Source organism: Vibrio sp. QJM3NY_26, from assembly GCF_057786005.1.
Genome location: NZ_CM173515.1, coordinates 2,718,550 through 2,739,952, shown reverse-complemented (window position 1 = coordinate 2,739,952; position 21,403 = coordinate 2,718,550). Strand labels below are relative to the sequence as shown.

The window sequence follows — 21,403 nt, the reverse complement described above, 5'->3', positions numbered from 1 at the left end:
GTAAGGAACACTCCATGAGAACTTTCTCTCAAATCATCTCTGCCCGTGAATGGGAAAACCAACACATCACTCACCACAATGTCATTGAGGCGCACGCTCCTCTCAATGCTTACACCTCACTCGTACAAGCGCTCACCAAAAATTCACCACGTAAAGTTTCTCTTAATGGTGAATGGAAATTTCAGTTGTTCGATGCGCCTGAGTTCGTGACGGAGGAGTCGGTGTCTGAACATTTCGATGATTCATTGTGGGAGAAGATCGAAGTACCAAGCAATTGGCAGATGCAGGGTTTTGATAAACCGATATACACCAATGTGAAATACCCGTTCGATGACAAACCGCCTTTTGTGCCAACCGACAATCCAACAGGGCTGTATCGCACGCGTTTTAATTGCGCAGAGCACGCGTTATTGGACACTCACCGACTCACTTTTGATGGCGTTAACTCAGCGTTCCATGTGTGGTGTAACGGCAAGTGGGTTGGGTATTCGCAAGATAGCCGTTTACCTGCTGAATTTGATGTGTCTGATTACCTACAGGCGGGAGACAACACCTTAGCGGTGATGGTGCTGCGTTGGTCCGATGGTTCTTATCTAGAAGATCAGGATATGTGGTGGTTGAGTGGTATCTTCCGCGACGTTACTTTATTGAGAAAACCAAAAGTCGCCATTGAGGATGTTCGGGTTGAAACCCAATTGCACGCTTGTTATCGAGATGCGTGTTTGAAGGTGTCGACACAAATATCGAAACCAAATTCATCAGCTCAAGATAATCACGCTAACCAAGCTAACCAAGCTAACCAAGATCAACAAATAAACCGAGTTAAAGTCGAACTGTTTGATGCGCAGGGGCAACTCATCTCTGAGTCTCAAACTGTTAGCTTAGGTGAGCGAGTGGTGGATGAGAAAGGGCCTTGGTCTGAAGTCGCTGAACACCGCATTTCAGTGGTGAACCCGAACAAGTGGAGTGCCGAGTCACCCTACTTATATCGCTGTGTGGTGTCATTGCTCAATGAACATGATGAGCTTGTCGATTGTGAGGCTTACGATGTCGGATTTCGATGTATTGAAATTACCGATAGTTTACTCAAAGTTAACGGTAAGCCGTTGCTGATTCGTGGTGTGAATCGCCATGAACATCACCCTGAATTGGGTCACACCATGACTCGTGAAGGGATGATTCAAGACATCAAACTACTTAAACAAAACAACTTCAATGCCGTGAGAACCGCTCATTATCCGAATCACCCATTGTGGTATGAATTGTGTGATGAGTATGGCCTGTATCTGGTTGATGAAGCTAATGTGGAAACCCATGGTCAGTTTCCGATGTGTCGACTGTCTAATGATTCGTCGTGGTTGAATGCGTACATGAAACGAATGACAAGGTTAGTGGAGCGCGATAAAAACCACGCCAGCGTGATCATTTGGTCGTTGGGTAATGAGTCGGGGATTGGTCGTAATCACCATGCGATGTATCAATGGGTGAAACAAACTGATCCAACACGTCCCGTTCAGTATGAAGGTGGCGGGGCAGATACAGCAGCGACCGATATCTTGTGCCCAATGTATGCACGTGTTGATTGGGATTTACCTGTTGTTGAGAGTCAACCTGAAGTGACACCTCGCGTGGGCATTCGCAAAGCGATCGCTCTACCAAACGAGCATCGTCCTCTTATTCTCTGTGAGTACGCCCATGCAATGGGGAACAGTCTAGGTAGCTTTGATAAATACTGGCAGGCGTTTAGAGACAACCCAAGATTACAGGGCGGATTTATCTGGGATTGGGTCGATCAAGGGATCACAAAAACCGATTCGAGCGGCAAGCCGTATTGGGGATACGGTGGTGATTTCGACGACGATATTAATGATCGCCAGTTCTGCATTAATGGTTTGGTATTCCCAGATCGAACGGTTCATCCAACGCTGCATGAAGTGAAAAAGGCGCAACAGTTTTATCTGTTCAAGCTGGTTTCTGCATCACCACTGGTGATTGAGGTACACAGCGAACACCTATTTGTGACCAGCAGGGTTGAAACGTTGAATTGGACGGTTACCCAGAATGGTGTGGTCACGAGCGATGGTTGTATCGAATTGATGGTTGGTGCGGGCGAGAGTGTTCAGATAGAGCTTAATGGTGTGACTATTCCTCATACGGCCAATGCGCTTAATTACCTCAATCTTGAAGTAGTATTAAATGCCAATACTGCGTGGGCGAATAAAGGTCATGTGACGGCGACTGAACAGTTTAGCTTACCTACTCAGCCGCAATTGATGTTGGATGCCAACCTCTCTCAACTTCCACCGAAAGTGACTGAAACCTATGCGCTGCTGACGGTGAGTGGTGATACTTATCAAGTAGAGTTTGACAGATTATCTGGGACACTAGAGAGCTGGAAAATCAAAGGCGTGGAACAGCTTGCTAGTGGTCTTCGAGATAACTTTTATCGTGCACCATTGGACAACGATATCGGTGTCAGTGAAGCAAACCGCGTCGACCCCAATTCATGGATAGCACGCTGGCAGGCGATGAGGTTGGATAGGCTCACTCCAGAATGTATCGAATTTTCATCCATCACTCAGAAAAACGGGGTGTCGGTGACGGCAATCATTGCTCATACAGTGGAAGAGCAGGTTCGTTTGTTGTCGACTTGGCGGTACCAATTATTTACCGATGGTGAGGTTAAGTTAGATGTGGATGTTCAAGCGGCGAAAGGTTTGCCGTCTCTGCCACGAGTCGGTTTTGAGTTTGCTTTGAACCATGTGCCTGATGGGGTGGAATGGTTTGGTCGTGGGCCACACGAAAACTACCCAGATCGAAAAATGTCAGCCCATATAGGGCGATATCAGCAGAACATTGAACAAATGCATACCCCGTATATTTTCCCTTCTGATTGCGGCTTGCGTTGTGATGTTCGCGAGGCAAAAGTGGGCGCATTTGAACTGCAAGGAGACTTCCATTTCTCAGTCAGTCGTTTTGGGTTACAGCAGCTACAGAAGGCAAAGCATACTTGTGACTTAACCGAACAAGAACAGCTGTTTGTTTATGTCGATGGCTTCCATATGGGTGTCGGCGGCGACGATTCATGGACGCCAAGTGTCCATGATGAATACAAATTATTGAAAGAGCATTACCATTATCAGGTGCGCTTCTATTGTGGTGAGAACGGTTAAAGTACAGCGAATAAAGTAAAAGGATCATAGTAGGCCAAATAGTCTAAATGCTTGTTTGTTCGATTATTTGGCTTCAGATATAAAAAAGGCACTCAACATAACGCTGAGTGCCAAAGCCTGAAATTTGTTAATTCGCAGTATCTTATTGAACCGGTGTATTAATGAATCTCAGAGGACAGGTAAAAAGGTTCGATTTACTCTGCGTCAGTAAAGAAATCGTTGTAAAGCATGTACAAGTGAGCCGCACTCCAAGAGAAGTTTGGTGCGCCTTGTTGTTCGCCGGTTAGTGGGTTGTAGTTTTCACGGATTGGACCGTCTTGAACTAATCCATCGGCGTGGTCAAAGAACGCACCTGCCATTTCAATCGCATCGTCACGGTAGCCGTAGCTATCCATGCCTTTTAGGCCGAAGTAGAATTGATCCACCCATACACGTCCACGCCAGTAAATATCTGGGCCAAATGCAGGGCTAGAAAGCGCCGCTGTGCCTAGTGGAACGTAGGTATTGAACTCTTCTGTATCTTTCATTACAGAGACAACTGCATCAGCGTTAGCTTGAGTGGCAGCAGCATTGAACAATGGTGACCAACCTTCAGGGCCTTTACCACGCTCTACAATCGGTTTACCTGCACAGCCATTCGCTAGTGGTTTGTCTTCGATACGAATGTCGTAGAAGAAGTTAGTGCCTTCGTCGAACATACAGGTGTTGATGTAGTTCGATAGATGCTCAGCTTTTTCACGGAACTCTTTCGCTTCTGCGTCTTTACCAAGAATGTCAGCCATTTCTGCTAGGTACTTGTTATCGCTGTACATATAGCTTGCTTGATCGACAGATTCTTGCAGTAGTGAGTAGCCAAGTAGCGTGCCATCTTCAGCACGGTTTTGAGCGAACTCAACATCCCAATCGCTGCGCTTGCCGCCATTCGCCACATACGCGTCTAGCTGATCTTTATCGATGAAACCAAATGCGGCTGCATCGTCACGACCTGACTCCCAAGACGCGGCTGTTTGTGCTGGGCTTTCGATGTAATCGTACTTACCTTCAGCAATCACTTTATCCAGTGCAGCTTGGCCTATAATTGTCTCGTGCTTATCGCCACGAACCACAGTGAAGTACATTTCGCCTTCAGGTGTGTTGTGTGCTTTGTCGCGTGCTGCGCCGTACTCTGGAACACCGTTACCGTTGTTGTCACGGTTGCGCAGCCACCAATCGTGGTATGCCACTAGCTTTGGATACATCTCTTCGAGCCAAGCTTCATCGCTGGTGGTCTTATAGACTTCCATTACAGCCCATGCTGCTAGGCTTGGTTTGGTATTACGTTCATTCCAGTTACCGCCATCGCCGCCACGTTCTGGACTTAGGTTGTAAGCGAGTAGATCGGGCACGTAACCTTCATCCCAAGGACGAACGGCATCGTCAGCCTGAATTTGGTAAGCGAACATCGCGCGGATGTTATCTTTCGCTACATCTGGGTTGAAGTGAGCCATTGCGTAGGCTTGCTTCCATGTGTCCCAAGGCCAAGTTTGGTTGCCCGAGAACCAACGCGCCGTCACGGATGGTGTCACAGAGTCAAACTCCATCGCACCTGCAGCGCCACGCCAGTTACCGTTTAGGGTTTCCATCGCTTTAACCGCAACACGCTCTTGCTCTGGTGTCGCGTTCGGGTTGGTTAAACCCATCTCAAGATAGCCTTCCCAACGTTCTGCTGATGCCGCTAAGAAGTCGGTAGGGTTTGCCATGATCTTTTTGATTTTAGGCTGTTCTGCTTGCGCTTCTTCTGCCGTTAGAATATGCGAGTAAGTAGTGTAGATGGTGGTCGATGCTTCAATGTTTGCGGTTGAAGTAAACGCTAAACCATCCACTGTGGTTTGTGTTGGAATCGACTTGTGAACTTGGTACTCAGACTCACCAGAAGTCAGTAGATCCCATGTCGAACGAACCTTACCGAAGGTCACCTTTAGGCCATCGTCGGTCGCGACGATTTGACGGTCATACTCAGGGTAAGTTTCAGCGATTGTTTTGTCGGTTTGTGCTACGCCTTCTTTCGCGTGTGTCTTTTCTAGCAGTTCACCATCCCACACCAGTTCTACTGGGGAGTCGGTAGTGATTTTGGTTTCTAGCAGAGAGGTACGGTTTGAAGCAAAACGCATCGTCATTTCTACCGTTACATCGTCAGATTTTAGTGTCTGAACCAATGCGCCCGGTAGGCTGTAAGCTTCCATGGTGAATGCGACTTTTTTGCCATCTTTGAACACGCTTAGGCGGTCAAAGTTATCTGCCATGAAGTTAATGTATTCTTCAGTAAGCAGTGCCGTTCCTGGAAAGCCGCCCATGCCTTCAGCTGTGTCTGGTAGCAAGTGACCGTGCCATGCACCTAAGTCGAAGAATGGATTAAAACGCTGATGGTCATCGAAGTCGTAATCACGCATGTATTCTGGCGAGCCAGTACGGTTGATAACGTTCTTAAATTCGTTTGCTTGCAGTTGCTCTGCATCAGAACTTGAGCCAGAGATGGAGTTTGATGTACAGCCAGTAACAACAAGGGCTGCGCCAATAGCGAGAGCTGCGAATGATTTATTCAGTTTCATGATGAGTTCCTGTTATTACCAGTAGAAGTATTGCATTGCGAACACTTGCGCGTCGCCGATTTCAGTGTCGCTGCCTACGCCAAAGCGGCTGTCGAAAGCAGTCGCAAATGCACCGTTTCCGTATTCGTACCAAACGCCAGCATTGATGTAAGAGGTGATTTCTTTGTCGCCATTGTCACCGTCAAAGTTTACGTAGTTGTAGGCTGCAGATAGGTAAACGCCTTGTGCAGCTTCGTACCATGCACTGGTTTGAATACCAGACTCGCTACCGAAAGACTCTTGGTTGCCTTTATCGGTATCGTGCCAAACTCGAGTGGCGAAGTTTTTGTACTCAGCACCCAATAGCAATAGTTCGCCACCATCGTTGTTACGAACTTCACCGCCACCCATTAAGGTTAAGTCGTCGGTCAGATCGTATTGGAGGTAACCATTGACCATGGCGTTCTTATTTTTCCATTGGTCTGCGAAGCTGTCGTATTTACCGAAGTGAACAAGAGCATCGTCTTCCGAGAAGTCAGACTCTGGCGCGAAAGAAACGCTGTAGCGAAGCTTGCCTTCTAGGTTTTGAATCTTCACACCAAGGTGCACGTCTCGCGTGTTTGAGATCGCGTAGCCGTATTCAACCGTAGGGTCACCCCACCATTGAACGTCATCTAATGAAGAGTCCATACGACCAATCATGAATTCTGTTTTGTTATCTGTGCGGTAGCCAGCGTAAAAGCGGTTGAAACCACCTTCAAAGCCGCCCCAGCCGTGGCCCGTTGCCCAAGCATTGCCTTCGTCGTCGGCTTGTACTGTCCAGCCTTCCATATAAGCAAGACCAAACCAATTACCGTGCTCGATAGCCAAGCCAGCTTCAATGTAAGTACCGTCTGCGTAGCGGCCTTTATCATCACCTTCGAGTGCCACGTGACCACCAAGGCCAAGCTCACCATAAAAGTTAAATAGGGTTTCAGTTTCTGTCTGAGGAGGCTGAGTATCACTGTGGTTTGCTGCGGACTCTTCCGCGTGGGCAGTGGTACTTAAGGCAGCAAGAATACAGCTTGTAATAAGAGTGTTTTTAGTAAAACTACTTTTCATTTTAATCACTTCTGTGTCGGGGTTGTAAATGAAGGTTCGCAAGCAGTTCTGACTTCTAATATGGGGTGCTCTTCAAGGCGTATTGGTCAGGTTACTTACGATCGCAAAACCAATATTAATGATAATTTTGATGTTTAAAATTAATTAGGCTTAAAAGTGTGATCTGTTTTTAGTAAATATTTACTTTGTTTTTATTTTGACTTTCAGTTGAATTTGCAGAGGTATGGCTAGGGTTGTAAGTATTCGGGAGGTGAATTATTTGATGGGTGGTTAGATTGTTGGTTTGAATGCTTTGTTTCTTGAATGGCTTTGATTTAATCGAGATGGTTAGTGGAAATGTACCGACAAATAAAAAGGCACTCACCAAATGCGAGTGCCTGAAGTTTAAATCAGAGTGCAGGGAAAACTAAGCGTTCGCCGGTTCAGGTTTTGCCTCTAGTTTTTTCTCTTCTGGAGATAAGCTTTTTTCATATTTGCCGTACTTCCACCACGCGTAGCCAAGGAAGATAACAATCCCGCCCACGTTGTAGAAGATGATGGTCATGATGTCAGCGCCTGTTGGGAAGGTTGACGCAAAGAAGCCAACAGTGAAAATGCCGATCAGAATCGAGACCACGGTAATGCCTGTCATACGTGAGCCCATTCTGAAATCACGAGGTAAGTGATCCAACTTCAAACGTAAATTAAGGTACGCGATCATGATGAATAGCGGTGGCAACATCGATGCTGCAGCTGTCATGTTGATAATGGTACTCATCAGATCTTGAACCGTATCGGACGCCAGTGTCGGAATGAACATCAGTGGAATCACAATCAAGAACTGAATCCAAGCCGCACGCTCTGGAACGCCTTGTTTGTTTAGAGCGACCGTTTTCTCACCGAAGATACCTTTAGGGATCTCTGAGAAGAAAATCTTAACCGGAGTCGCTGTCCACATCAGCAGAGAGCCTAGCATCGCCGTGAATGAAACCACGCCCACAAAGCGATTCATTAGGATTTCAGACAACCCAAAGTGTCGTGCTAGCCCTTCGAATACCTGCACTGAGCCGCCAGTAAATTTAAGCTCTTCTCGCGACACAAACACGTTTGCTAGTACTGAACCCACCGAGTAAAGCGCACCAATGAAGATACCGGCAATGATGATCACTTTAACGAAAGACTTGTGACCACCTTTGATGTCGTTGACGTAAACCGCTACCGATTCTGCACCGCCAGCCGCCATGAAGATCCAAGTGATTACGCCAAGGAATGCCCAGTTAAAGCTTGGTGTCATCGCTTCAATGGTGATTGGGTCTGCTGGCTCGATACCACCGATCAAAGCACCGCCAGACAACAAGATGTAAGACATTGTTAGCAACAACATAAGCGACGATGTTAGTGAGGTGATGGGGCCTAGTAGTTTCGCGCCATTGTTTGAAATGTGCGTAGCAATCGCAAACAAAATGGTACTGAGGATCGCCGTGGTGATTGGCGTGAATATGTACTCAAACCCTAAGAACGCATACGACGCATAAGCGATGATTCTAGGCAGCAGAGAGGTGAAGAAGAACAGATTAACAAACCAGTAGGTATAAGCCGAAATAAACGCCCAGCGGCCGCCTAGAGAGCTTTTAACCCAAGAATAAACGCCCGCTTCAGAGTTTTTATTCAGTGACACAAACTCTGCGACGATCAAACAAAAAGGCACAAAGTAAAAGATGGTGGCTAGAAAGAACATCGGTGCCGAGGAAAGGCCTATCTCGATGTTGTTGTTAATGATGTTGTTGAAGCTGTATACCGCCGCGAAGGTCATAGACAGTAGGGCAAACTTGCCTATCGTACTGCGTTTATTTTCGGACATGATGTTCTCCGGTGAATCACGTTGATGATCGTTATAACTTGGTCCTAGAGAGGGAGGCTCTAGGCCGCACTTTTATTGTTATGTTGGTTTGGCAAACACCCGCTTTGTTTTGTCAGGGTTGGCTCATTGTTGTTTTTATAGATTTACGATCGGACTTCTTAGCGCTTTTCTTTCTTGATTTTCAGTAAAGTTATTACCAAAACAAAGAGTTAAAGGTTAAGAGGTTCATCAAAGAGATTGTTTGTTTCATGAACGACGATTTGTAAGGCTTGTAGGGGCTTTTTGTCGTTTTTAAATATGAACTCGTTCGTCTCTTCAGCAAGAAGATTAAAGATTAAGCGGCGGGAAGTTAATCAAAATTGATCAAATATGTGACCTTGAGTAAATAAATTTAGTTAATGTTTTACCTTTGTTTTTGTTCGGGTTTTATTACGATTTAATTAACGTTTTTCGTGAAGTAAATCCTTGACGGAATGGCGTTTTTATTTTTGGGTGTTGGTTTTTAATTGTCTGATTTAAAACAAAAAAGCGCCATGACAGGCGCTTTTGAAATTGGTTCTAATGCTGCTAAGTATTACGATTGTTTAGCCGCTTCTAGCTTTGCATCTTTACCTGCTTGCTTCTTTTCAAAGCGAGAGATCCACCACCAAGCGATAGCTGAGAATACAGCCGTCATAAATACGTTGACGAAGAACGCTTGCATTAAGTCTACACCCGTTGGGAATGCTGATGCCGTCATGCTTACAACAAAGATACCGATAAGTACTGACACAACAGACATACCTTGAACTCGAGTACCCATGCGGAAGTCACGTGGTGTATCGTCATGCTTCAAGCGGAACACAAAGTAAGCCACCATGATGAAGATAGGCGGTAGCATTGCTGTACCTGCTGTGAGGTTGATTGCTGTGTTCATCATGTCTTGTACTGATTCAGAACCGAAGCCGTTAACCACTAGCATTACGAATACGAACGCAAACTGCCACCATGCTGCACGCACAGGCACACCGTGTTCGTTAAGCTCAGTTGTCTTCTCACCGTAAACACCTTGAGGGATCTCAGAGAAGTGAATTTTAACGGGAGCTGCAGTCCACATCATCATCGAACCGAACATCGCAACGAATAGGATAATACCGACGAAGCGACCTGTTAGAGATTGTGAAATATCGAAGTAGTTCGCCATACCAGTAAAGATTTCAACCATACCGCCAGCATAAGTTAATTCGTCACGAGCAACGAATACGTTAACTAATAGAGAACCCACTGCGTACATGATGCCGATAGCGATACCCGCGCTGATGATCACCTTGATGAAAGACTTATGACCACCTTTAACATCGTTTAGGTAAGCGGCTGCGGTTTCTGCACCACCAGCGGCTTGGAAGATCCAACACATAATACCTAGCGTTGCCCAGTTGATGGTTGGTGTCATGGCTTCAAGAGTGATTGGCTCTACAGGTTCATGGTTACCGCCTAGTGCCATCATGGCGCCGATAACGTAAACCGCGAACAGCGCAAATACACCGTATGCTACGATTTCTGCAATCTTACCTAACCAGCTCGCGCCTTTGGTTGATATGTGTGTCGCAGCCGCAAATAGACCAATTGAGATTGCCGAGGTGACAATTGGAGAGAAAGCGTATTCGTACCCTAACATCGCGTAAGACGCATAAGAGATAACGTTGGGTAGCAGTGACACAAACCAGAATAGGTTAACGAACCAGTAGAGGAACGAACCTAAATAGGCCGCTTTTGAGCCTAGTGGTTGTTTAAGCCAGTCGTACATGCCTGACTCGGAATTTTTATTTGCTGATACGAACTCAGCAATAATGAATACGAATGGAATGAAGTAAATAAGAGTGGCAAGCAAAAAGATAGGGGCTGAACTCAATCCCAATTCGATGTTGTTATTTACGATGTTGCGAACGTTAAATACCGCTGCAAATGTCATGGAGAGTAAGGCAAATTTACCTAACTTACCGCGTACAGATTCAGACATAGTGTCCTCCGAGGAATCACATAATTATAGTCGTTATTTCTCTAGGCTACTTTGTAGGGAAGGAGCAGAGAGGCTTTATGCAGTGTGACTGAGCCTTGAACGGCAAGCCTCAGTACACACTGTGAATAGATCTTGTTGTTGCTGCTTTCGGCTGTTTAGCTTCGGCAGCTTGGTTTCGGTTACTTATTTAGTTCAGTTACTTACTTAGTTTCGGTTACTTACTTATTAAGGAAGTAACCGTCTTCGATAGTCACTTTCAGTACTACTTTTCGAACTCGGTTATCACCGTGGAATCGGTAAGCTTTGCTGTTATCAAATATCGCTACTTGGCCTTCAACTAACTCACAAGTCTCACCGTTTCCCATTAGGTGTTCACGGTCGGTTTCATCGCTGTAAGCTTGGGTTTGCTCTAACTCTGATTTGGCTGCGAACTCGACGGTTTCACGACCTTCTAGGTAGTAATGCACGTCGAAGTAACGGCGGTTACCAGTGAAGTTTTCTGTGTTATGTGCCACACCGTCTTCAATGATGTAAGCCAGTGAGTCACCAATCGAATACATCACGCCATCTTTGATGTTGCCTATGTTTTCAATTGCTTCTACACAGCGTTGCCATTTACGACCGTCGCGGTAAACGACTTTAAACTGCTCTAGGTTGTCTAAAACGATCATCGCTTATGCCTCGTTCAGTTTTGGTTGAGTTTTTGGCGTATTCACCGTGAAGAACTCATCACCAAAGTTGTGATTGATTAGGTGCTGCGCATTACAGTCACCCGCTTGGAATGGAACGAGTGTTAGGCCGTAGCGGAATTCATCCATGTAAACACGGTAAGAATCCAACACTTCGCTGCCCCAAGAGTTTGAACCTAAGCCCATTACTTGGTGGTCTAGGTTTAGCGTGATGTAACCGCTTTTCTCTAGCTCAATCGTGTGTTGTGCTTGGTGCATATTTTGATTGGTGTAGAACCATGCGCTGAAATTGATTTCTTGCTGTGGTTTTACTGCAATACCATTACCCGCGCGGCTTGAAAGCGCTGCCCAACGAACATGCTGACGGTTACCGTTATTTTGTGGGAACGGGTAGTTCTCGAACATGTCAGCTACCGTAGATTGGTACACATCAATCATGTTGGCTTGTTTGCTGTCTTGGTAGTTCTCTTCAGGTCCGCGGCCGTAGTATTGAACTTGGTCGAAATCACCGTTGATGCCCATGTCGAAACCAATCACTGGAATCACGTGTGGGTAATCACCGTAGCGTTCGCCACTTAGCTCAACGTTTAGCTGACCTTCAGCACTGATCTGGTAGCGATATTCACAACGCATGCCGAAATCGAATACTGGTGGAGCAACGATGCTGGTGGTGGTGATCTCAATCTTGCCGTTGCTCTCTTCCACGTTTAGCGTGCGAAAATGCTCTTGCATGATTTGTAGGTGTGCAGGTTCCCAGTAACCATCGTGCTCTTGCTTATGGTTATCGATCATTGGTTTGAAGAAGTTTAGCTTGGGCTCCGATTTAATCAGTTCTTCGCCATTCACTAACCATGACGTCAGCTTGCCGTTCACTTTCGAGAAGTTCAGAGCGAAGTTGTGGCCTTTGATTAGGTAAGAAAGGCGAGACTCTTCAACATTCAATGTCGTTGCATTGCTGCTAGTGAATGCTTCTAGCTGTGCTGTGTTCTCTTTCGCTTGGAATTGATAAACCGCGATATCGTGGTTTGCTTCGCTGTATGAAGTACGAGAGTCCTTACGAACCGTAAAGTTCACAAACACTTCACGCTCATCTAGCTTTGGTAAGCTAAGCGTTAGTTCACGGCTAGAGTTTTCAGCCAGCTCTTCTACTTTGATGTGTTGTACTGCAACCGTTTCACCTTCAGCACGGATTTCCGCAGTGATGGTGTAATCATCGATGTTTGAGAACCACAGTTTGTTATCAACGGTGAAGGTGCCGTCTTCTGCGTTGAAGTCACGGATCTTCACAGGCGCGATGACTTGTTTGTACTCTTTCAAGCCAGGGCCTGGCGTTTGGTCTGGGTAGATCAAACCATCCATGCAGAAGTTGTAGTTGTTCGGGTAGTCACCGTAGTCACCGCCGTACTTGTAGAACTCAGTACCCGCTTCATCACGTGCTAAAATGCCGTGGTCACACCATTCCCAAACATAGTGACCTTGAATTGCGTCATGTTTGTAGAACACGTTTTGGTATTCGGTTAAACCGCCAGGGCCGTTACCCATTGCATGTGCGTATTCGCAAATGATGCGCGGTTTTTCGTGTGGAAATTCACCGAAGGCATTCATCAGTTGAGCACGTGAGTACATGGTTGAAATAATGTCTACCACTTCAGCATCACGGTCTTCTTCGTAGTGAACCAGACGCGTGTCATCAATCGCTTTTGCGGCATCGTACATAGATCGGATGTTGCAACCGTAACCAGACTCGTTACCTAGCGACCACATGATGATAGAAGGGTGGTTCTTTTGAGCGTGAATGTGACGTTCGATACGTTCAACAAACACCGCTTCCCATGCGGCATCGTTAGTGATGCGGCTTAGGTCGCCAACGTTAGCAAAGCCGTGTGTTTCAACATCGGTTTCGCCCATCACGAATAGGCCGTAGATATCACACAGTTCGTAGAAGCGTGGGTCGTTCGGGTAGTGCGCTGTACGTACTGAGTTGATGTTGTGTTGCTTCATCAGTACCAAGTCTTTCTCTACGCGATCCATGCCGACAGCACGACCTTTTAGGTGGTCGTTGTCGTGACGATTTACACCGTGCAGCATCACGTACTTGTTGTTGATGTAGAACAGGCCATCGCGAACTTTAATATCACGGAAACCAACGCGCTGCGGAATTACTTCCAACACCTTGCCATCAGCCTCTTTCAGCGTAAGCAGCAGTTGGTACAGGTAAGGGTTTTCAGCATTCCATTGAACAGGGTTAACCACATCAATAGAGAATTGAGTATTCGCATTGCCGTCAGTCAATCGATTAGGAACGGCTAGGTTATCAACTGAGCCTTGCGAGATAACTTGGCCGCCATCAAGCAATGCGTACTCAAGGGTTGCGTTTGTTGCTGCTGCTAGGTTTTCTAGTACCACTTTGCACGATAGGGTAGCGCTTTGGTAAGCGTCGTCGAAATCAGTGCGAACCGTTACGTCTTGAACGTGCAGCTGTTCTTTGCCCACAAGGTAAACATCACGGAAGATACCGCCCGTCCACCACATGTCTTGGTCTTCAATGTAGGTTGAATCGGCCCACTGCATCACACGAATAGAAAGTAGGTTGTTCCCTGCTTTTACGTGGCTAGAGATATCGAACTCAGCGGTTAGGCGGCTGCCTTTGCTGAAACCAACGTACTCACCGTTTACGTAAACTTCGAAGTAGGTCTCTACACCATCAAATTTGATGATGGTTTGCTTCTCGTCCCAGCTTTCGCCTAGGAAGAAAGAACGTTGGTAAGCGCCCGTAGGGTTATCTGATGGTACGAAAGGCACATCAATTGGGAATGGGAAACCTTCATCTGTGTATTGAAGATCGCCGTGGCCTTCCATTTGCCACATGTTTGGAACCGTGATGTTTCCCCAGTCGCTCATTTCCTGAGAGTAGAACTCTTCAGGAACCAATAATGGATTGGTGAAGTAGCTGAAATTCCATTGGCCACTCAATAGTTGGAAGTGGCTGCTAAGTTCACGCTGAAACGTTTTTGCATTTTTTTCTGATGCGTACGAGAAGAAGTATGCACGCGGTGCCATACGGTTCTCATGTAAGTTCAGGAAGTTTTCCCAGTTGTTCACGTTGCCTCTCTCTCGGTCTGAATGCAGTTTGCTGACCGACGTTCTTATGCGTAATTGGGTCGTAGTGAATACGAGTATTTTTGGACTGAGGTAATTATTAGTAAAAGTTTTACTAAATGAAATTAGTGAAAACGTTTTACTTTAACTTCATCACGTTTTTTGTGGGCTTTTTACGGTGCGGTGTGATCCACTTAAAAGAATGCTATTTGGTGTTTAACTTAAGTAGGTGAAAGGGAAGGGTATGCTTACGCTGGCGATGTGAAAGGCACAAAAAAGGCCACCTACAATAAAGGCAGCCTTAATTTATCTATCTGATATAACTAGCTATTTAGTCGTATCACGCAGTTTTAATTTACTTGGAACATAGACTCGTAGCGGGATAGTGCGACCGTCACGAACTTTCTCAATAAGTAGGTTAACGCCTTGAATTCCCATCAGTTCAGAATGAATACGAACGGTAGATAAAGATGGGAAGGTAAACTTAGCCGTTGGGATGTCGTTTACACTAATGAGCGCAATATCTTGAGGAATGTTTAATCCGTGTTCATGAACGGCTCGTAAAACGCCAATTGCGATTGAATCTGACGCAATGAACATCGCTTTCGGATAGTCACCGGTTGCTAACATCTGCTTTGCAAGCTTGTAGCCTGATGAGCTAGAGAAGTCTCCACGGTAGATGTCTTGCTCACTGACGACATTTTTCAGGCCACCATATTCAGCAAAAGCGACTTCACGAATATCAGGTGTGTTGACGTTATCTTGCCCGCCAATAAAACCAATTCGCTGATAACCTTGGTTGATGAAGAAGTTGGTGATCTCTTTACTGATCAAAGCCAGATCAATATCGACAGAATCATAAGGTTCTGAGTGATCCGTGAAATCGACATAACAGATATTGTCGCTGAGTTTTTTTGCTTGCTCGATAACTTCTGGTGTCATTCTTCCTACCAGCAATACGCCAGTGATAGGGCTTGAATGTATATTTATTTTACTTTCATAACAGTTGGTTAGCTTAACGTCCATCTTTTCACATTGGGTTTCAATCCCGTGGCGAATTGATAGGTAATAAGGGTCGTTAACCTCTGCTTCTTGTTTGTAGTTATACAAGGCAAGGAAGTGGTGATTTTGTTTTTTACTGCTAACGGCTTTTCGTGAGCTGCTGGTTTTGTATTCCAACTTCTCTGCAATTTCAAAGATACGCCTTTTGGTCTCTTCCTTGACGCTTAATGTAGGATCTTCATTGAGAACCCGTGAAACTGTAGCCAATGAAACATTCGCTTCAGTTGCGATATCTTTTAACGTTGCCATACTCACTTCCTGTTGTTGGAACATTGCGTTGCTTTAAACAAACCATCTTTAGTAAAAAAGCAATGCACCTCTTTATTCTACAGACCTATTGTAATCAAACTGGAGTTCATTGCATTAACTTTTAGTAAAATAAATCCTCAGCGCCTAGTCTGTATCTCATAATTAACTATCTATAATTATCTTATTAAAATTCAATGGATTAGATGTGAATAACTATTATGTTTTTCTATATCACAGTCGCCATCAACTTTAACTGTTAGTGTAAACGTTTACACTTCGTGGTTTTGATCACAGAAATATAGTCAAAATGGCTGCTACTATTTCTGTCATAGGGTGCTATTGAATTGAATATCGGTTCGAGTGACGCCACGAATGACAACAAAGAGAGGTTGATTGTGAAAGTACTGGTTACAGGCGGCATGGGTTACATCGGAAGTCATACATGCATTCAAATGATGCAAGCTGGTATGGAACCAATCATTGTAGACAACCTTTGCAACAGTAAAGAGCTGGTTCTTGAGCGAATTGAATCGTTAACTGGTCAGCGACCAACTTTTTATCTTGGCGACATTCGTGATGAAGCTTTTCTAGATACTGTTTTTTCTGAAAATAACATCCAAGCGGTGATTCACTTTGCTGGACTTAAGGCGGTTGGCGAATCGGTCTCTAAGCCTTTGGAATATTACGATAACAACGTAAATGGTTCTTTGGTTCTTGCTCGCAGCATGAAGAAAGCGGGTGTGAAAAGCATCGTATTTAGCTCATCAGCGACCGTTTACGGTGATCCGGAAGTCGTGCCAATTACTGAAAATTCGCCAACGGGAGCAACGACTAACCCTTATGGTCGCAGTAAGTACATGGTTGAAGAGTGCTTAAGTGATTTATTTAACGCCGAAAATGATTGGAGTGTGACGTTATTACGCTACTTCAACCCAGTGGGCGCGCATCAATCTGGCACCATGGGTGAAGACCCACAAGGTATCCCGAATAACTTAATGCCATTCATTGCTCAAGTAGCAGTAGGGCGCCGTGAAAAATTGGCTGTATTTGGCAACGATTACCCAACAGTCGATGGCACGGGTGTTCGTGACTATATTCATGTGATGGATTTAGCCGATGGTCATGTTGCGGCATTAAAAGCGGTTGGTGAGAAGGCGGGTCTACATATCTACAACCTAGGCACCGGTAAAGGTTCAAGTGTTTTGGAAATGGTAGAAGCCTTTGCACAAGCATCAGGCAAACCTGTTCCTTATGAAGTTTGTCCACGCCGTGCTGGTGATATTGCTGAATGTTGGGCAAGCACTGAAAAAGCGGAACGCGAGCTAGGCTGGAAGGCGACTCGCAGCGTGATGGAAATGACGGCGGATACGTGGAATTGGCAGTCGAATAACCCGAACGGCTATTCTCCTTCGTAATTGAAGCCGCAGCGTTGTTAGCTGCAACTCCAATTTCTTTGGGGAATACAGATGAAGAGAGATTCCAGATATCTCGTGCCTCTATTCTGGAATGACGGATGAGCATAAGGCTATGAAGCGGTTGCCTTTGCGCAAATAGCACAACGAGATCACACGTCATTCCCTACAGCGAGGAGCGAGCGTGATAGGGAATCTCCTTGTAGAAGAATTATTCATCTTGGTGGAATTGACCAAGACACAAAATTTGAGAGCAATCTAAACATGTCAAAAGTTGAATTTAACCCAGTAGACCATCCGCACCGTCGTTATAACCCATTAACGGGTCAGTGGATCTTAGTATCACCGCACCGAGCAAAACGTCCTTGGAGTGGCCAAGATGAAAAGCCATCGACAGCGCAGCTTCCAGCGTATGAGAAAGAGTGTTTCTTGTGCCCGACCAATACGCGTATCTCGGGTGACGAAAACCCAGATTACGATGGCACTTATGTATTCAGTAATGATTTCGCGGCGTTGATGCCTGACTCACCTGATGCTCCAGAGTCTGATAACCCTTTATTCAAGACTCAAGGTGTACGTGGGTTTAGCCGCGTGATCTGTTTCTCTCCGGATCACAGCAAAACGCTGCCAGAGCTGCCAGTGAATAAAATCCGTGGTGTGATTGATACCTGGAACGAGCAGATTGAAGAGCTAGGTAAAGATTACCTATGGGTTCAAGCGTTTGAAAACAAAGGCGAGACCATGGGCTGTTCTCAGCCACACCCACACGGTCAGATCTGGGCAAACAGCTTTTTACCCAACGAGATTGAACGCAAAGAGAAACTGTTAAAAGAGTACTTCGAACAACAAGGTTCGAATCTTTTAGTGGATTACGTTGAAGCTGAAATGAAAGACGGCTCTCGCACTGTGGTTGAAACTGAACATTGGATTGCTGTGGTGCCTTATTGGGCTGCGTGGCCATTTGAAACCATGTTGCTACCAAAAACACACATCCGCCGTATGAGCGAACTGACTGACGAACAACGTGATGATTTAGCGCTTGCGATTAAGAAGCTGACGAGCCGTTACGACAACTTGTTCCAATGCTCATTCCCTTACTCAATGGGCTGGCACTATGCGCCGTTCTTCGAAGAAGGTACTGACATCGACCATTGGCAGCTACACGCGTTGTTCTACCCACCGCTACTACGCAGCGCATCAGTTCGTAAGTTCATGGTTGGCTACGAAATGTTGGCTGAGTCTCAGCGTGATTTAACCGCAGAACAAGCGGCGCAGCGTCTGCGTGATTTGAGTGACGTTCACTACAAAGAGCAGGATTAGCCTGTTTCGTTGATAGTAAAACTAATCGATAACTCGGTTACTAAATAAAAAAGCGAGATTCCTGATATCTCGTCCCTCGATTCTGGAATGACGGCAGGTGAAAGGCCTAGTAAGTTAGGAGCTTAGGAGCTTAGGAGCTTAGGAGCTTAAGGTTTTAGAAGCTTAGACGCCGATGTTGTCATTCCCTACAGTGAGAGACGAACGAGATAGGGGATCTAAAAGAATTAAAGTGGTGCCGTAAAGGGGCCATAACCAATTGAACAAAGAGTTTAACCAGAGAGTTTACTTATGTCTGACCTAATCCAAAACGTGAAAGCATCTTTTGAGCAAGTCCTTGGTTACCAAGCGACTCATATTATTCAAGCGCCAGGTCGTGTGAACCTGATTGGCGAGCATACCGACTACAACGATGGTTTTGTTCTACCGTGTGCCATTAACTACCAAACGGTAGTGGCAGCGGCTAAGCGTGACGACAACATCGTGCGCGTAGTATCAGTAGACTACGGTAATGCAGTGGATGAGTTCGACTTAACTCAAGAGATCACATTCCAACAAGATAAGATGTGGGCTAACTACATTCGTGGTGTGGTGAAGTGCTTAAAAGGTCGTGGTTTTGAATTTACAGGTGCAGACATCTCTGTAACGGGCAACGTGCCTCAAGGTGCAGGTTTAAGTTCTTCTGCGGCACTGGAAGTGGTCATCGGTCAGACATTCAAGGTGCTTTACAACCTAGAGATCAGCCAAGCCGAAGTGGCGCTTAATGGTCAGCAAGCCGAAAATGAATTTGTAGGCTGTAACTGCGGCATCATGGACCAGATGATCTCAGCTGAAGGTCGTGCAAATCATGCGATGCTTTTGGATTGTCGTAGCCTAGAAACTCAAGCGGTTTCTATGCCTGAAGATATGGCTGTGGTTATCATCAACTCAAACAAGAAACGTGGCTTAGTCGACAGCGAATACAACACGCGTCGTGAACAGTGTGAAGAAGCGGCGCGCATCTTTGGTGTTCCTGCACTTCGTGATGTGACTATTGAACAGTTCAAAGCGAAAGAGTCTGAGTTGGATGAAATGGTCGCGAAACGTGCCCGTCACGTGATCACTGAAAATGACCGTACCGTTGAAGCGGCTCAATCTCTGCGTACTCATGATATGAAACGCATGGGCGAATTGATGGCTGAATCACATGCGTCAATGCGTGATGATTTTGAAATTACAGTCAAAGAAGTCGACACCTTAGTTGAGCTGGTAAAACACGTGATCGGTGACCAAGGTGGCGTGCGTATGACTGGCGGTGGTTTCGGTGGTTGTATTGTGGCATTGGTTCCACCTGCATTGGTTGATGAAATTAAAACAACCGTTGAGCAGAAATATCAAGCGGCGACGGGTCTAAAAGAATCTATTTATGTGTGCCAAGCGAAAGACGGAGCAGGCTTAGTTGAAGTAATCTAAGCGCTTCGCAATTTAATGTTTCAAGACTTAATGCTAGAGATGTTACGTTTTAAACTTTACGCTTTGAAACACATGCTTTAAAGATTGGGCCTACCAACTAAAAAGATCATGGTAGGCCAAATGCTAAAGCCTTTATTTCAGGTAGAGGCTTTTTACTGGCACTAGAAGGAATTTAGAATGACACAAGAGCAAAACCTGCATCAATCCATGACACAAACTCCAGCCTATGATGGCCAACCCGCTCAGTTAGTGACGCTATCAAATACGCGTGGCATGGAAGTGACATTCATGGACATTGGTGCAACATGGTTGAGCTGTATCCTGCCAGTAAAGGGAAATAAAAGAGAGGTTTTGTTGGGTGTTAACTCAATGGAGAACTTCGATAAACAAGCCAGCTATATGGGTACAACTGTTGGTCGTTATGCTAACCGCATAGCCAATGGTCGTTTCAAAATTGATGGTCAAAACTACAAGCTGGAAACCAACCAAGCGGGCAATACTTTACATGGTGGTCCGAACGGTTTTGATAAACGTCGTTGGAATATTGCCGAGCAAAGCGAAACGTCAGTGGTGTTCACTCTAGAGTCTGCTGATGGCGACCAAGGATTTCCGGGGAATTTGAATGTGTCGGTGCGTTATGACATTACCGAAGACAATCGAGTTTCAATTAATTACTCTGCAACCACAGACAAGCCAACCGTGGTCAACCTAACGAATCATGCGTACTTCAACCTACTTGGTGCAGAAGCCGGGCACGATTGTTTGTCACACATTGTGAGCATCAACGCCAATCAGTTCTTACCGACCAACTCGGTAGGAATTCCATTAGGCAACCTTAAATCGGTGAAATCGACCAGCTTCGACTTCAATCAGCCTATGATGATCTCAGAGCGTTTGTTGGGTGATGAACAGCAGAAAGCAGCAAAGGGTTACGACCACTCTTTCCTATTGGCTGATGGCTGTAAGCGCACTCAATGCGCAGCTACCGTAACGTCACCAGATGCGCTCGTCACACTAAAAGTATTTTCAACCAAACCTGCGATGCAGCTATACACCGGAAACTGGCTTGGTGGTACACCAAACCGAAGTGGTGGCAGCTATGAAGACTACGCTGGATTGGCGTTAGAAACCCAGTTCTTACCTGACTCTCCTAACCACCCAGAGTGGAAGCAGGACAGTTGTATTCTCAAGCCTGAACAAGAATATAACTACCGTACCTGTTACCAGTTTGAATTTTCGGGGGATTCTTCAAACTAGTACGCTCTAGCTCAAAACGGTTATGCCAATTGCTTTTGTTTGTGAATAGAACGATGTGAGTTATCGCGTTGTTCTTGGGGGATGAGCAAAAGTGGCGCTCAACAAGAGTGCGGTTTATTAAGCGTGATTGTTGGGTATCCGAGTAAGGTAGGAAAGCCCTAACAGAAGCGATTCTGTTAGGGCTTT

General features: G+C 45.6%; 12 protein-coding genes. 5 read left to right on the top strand and 7 right to left on the bottom strand.

All coding sequences use genetic code 11. The features are described from left to right. The first annotated feature begins 14 nt into the window (after positions 1 to 14). A complete protein-coding gene (locus tag AC3CH4_RS12055) occupies positions 15 to 3,173 on the top strand; it encodes a beta-galactosidase (protein ID WP_488543003.1) in 3,159 nt (1,052 codons plus the stop codon). Positions 3,174 to 3,367: 194 nt separating this feature from the next. Here the strand turns inward: AC3CH4_RS12055 and ygjK are convergent, their stop codons facing one another. The 7 genes from ygjK to ebgR all read right to left on the bottom strand — a co-directional run bounded on the left by ygjK (position 3,368) and on the right by ebgR (position 15,779). Then, positions 3,368 to 5,761, bottom strand: a complete 2,394-nt coding sequence (gene ygjK / locus AC3CH4_RS12050; RefSeq protein ID WP_488543002.1) for an alpha-glucosidase — start codon at positions 5,759 to 5,761, stop codon at positions 3,368 to 3,370. A gap of 15 nt (positions 5,762 to 5,776) precedes the next feature. After that, positions 5,777 to 6,841, bottom strand: a complete 1,065-nt coding sequence (gene ygjJ / locus AC3CH4_RS12045; RefSeq protein ID WP_488543001.1) for a protein YgjJ — start codon at positions 6,839 to 6,841, stop codon at positions 5,777 to 5,779. Between the two features lie 406 nt (positions 6,842 to 7,247). Beyond that, the gene (locus tag AC3CH4_RS12040; RefSeq protein ID WP_017080740.1) at positions 7,248 to 8,681 is read right to left on the bottom strand and encodes an amino acid permease; all 1,434 of its coding nucleotides are present in this window, start codon (positions 8,679 to 8,681) and stop codon (positions 7,248 to 7,250) included. A 574-nt stretch (positions 8,682 to 9,255) separates the two neighbouring features. Next, positions 9,256 to 10,680 (bottom strand): amino acid permease, encoded by a 1,425-nt coding sequence (locus AC3CH4_RS12035; protein ID WP_488543000.1) that lies wholly within the window; start codon positions 10,678 to 10,680, stop codon positions 9,256 to 9,258. 218 nt (positions 10,681 to 10,898) lie between these two features. Further along, positions 10,899 to 11,351, bottom strand: a complete 453-nt coding sequence (locus AC3CH4_RS12030; RefSeq protein ID WP_488542999.1) for a beta-galactosidase subunit beta — start codon at positions 11,349 to 11,351, stop codon at positions 10,899 to 10,901. Positions 11,352 to 11,354: 3 nt separating this feature from the next. Further along, positions 11,355 to 14,471, bottom strand: a complete 3,117-nt coding sequence (gene ebgA / locus AC3CH4_RS12025) for a beta-galactosidase subunit alpha (RefSeq protein ID WP_488542998.1) — start codon at positions 14,469 to 14,471, stop codon at positions 11,355 to 11,357. Between the two features lie 324 nt (positions 14,472 to 14,795). After that, a complete protein-coding gene (gene ebgR / locus AC3CH4_RS12020) occupies positions 14,796 to 15,779 on the bottom strand; it encodes a transcriptional regulator EbgR (RefSeq protein ID WP_488542997.1) in 984 nt (327 codons plus the stop codon). A gap of 395 nt (positions 15,780 to 16,174) precedes the next feature. Between ebgR and galE the strand changes: the two genes are divergently transcribed. The 4 genes from galE to galM all read left to right on the top strand — a co-directional run bounded on the left by galE (position 16,175) and on the right by galM (position 21,217). After that, a complete protein-coding gene (galE, locus tag AC3CH4_RS12015; RefSeq protein WP_029225217.1) occupies positions 16,175 to 17,194 on the top strand; it encodes a UDP-glucose 4-epimerase GalE in 1,020 nt (339 codons plus the stop codon). A 261-nt stretch (positions 17,195 to 17,455) separates the two neighbouring features. Then, the gene (locus AC3CH4_RS12010; protein WP_488542996.1) at positions 17,456 to 18,511 is read left to right on the top strand and encodes a UDP-glucose--hexose-1-phosphate uridylyltransferase; all 1,056 of its coding nucleotides are present in this window, start codon (positions 17,456 to 17,458) and stop codon (positions 18,509 to 18,511) included. A 288-nt stretch (positions 18,512 to 18,799) separates the two neighbouring features. Then, positions 18,800 to 19,960, top strand: coding sequence for a galactokinase (gene galK / locus AC3CH4_RS12005; RefSeq protein WP_488542995.1), 1,161 nt, complete (start codon positions 18,800 to 18,802; stop codon positions 19,958 to 19,960). Positions 19,961 to 20,137: 177 nt separating this feature from the next. Next, positions 20,138 to 21,217: a galactose-1-epimerase gene (gene galM, locus AC3CH4_RS12000; protein ID WP_017091092.1), complete on the top strand. Its 1,080-nt coding sequence runs from the start codon at positions 20,138 to 20,140 to the stop codon at positions 21,215 to 21,217. Positions 21,218 to 21,403 lie beyond the last annotated feature (186 nt).